Genomic DNA, 251 nt, shown 5'->3' on the forward strand with positions numbered 1-251 from the left:
GAATGCCGGGCTGTGGTTGCGCCGGGGTCGTCTGCTCATTCTCTGCTCCTGTCTCGCAGCCCATCTGGCTGCTCTCAGGCAGAAAATCCAATTATCTCAGTGTGCAGATTCTCCAGGCCACCTCTGGGCTGCTGCGCGACAAGACCCGACCTCCGGGGATCGCGCCTCTCGATGCGGCTTTGGTCGACAAGGTCGTTGCGCTGACGCTGGAACCACCCAGCCATGAGGCCACCCATTGGACGGTGCGGGCG

General features: G+C 62.9%; 1 pseudogene. It reads left to right on the forward strand.

Features of this window, described 5'->3' with window-relative positions:
- Positions 1-113: 113 nt before the first annotated feature.
- Positions 114-251: pseudogene (locus tag FMM79_RS00010) on the forward strand (IS630 family transposase); the annotation flags it as partial.

It is taken from the genome of Novosphingobium sp. BW1, from assembly GCF_008107685.1.
Classification (GTDB): Bacteria; Pseudomonadota; Alphaproteobacteria; order Sphingomonadales; family Sphingomonadaceae; genus Novosphingobium.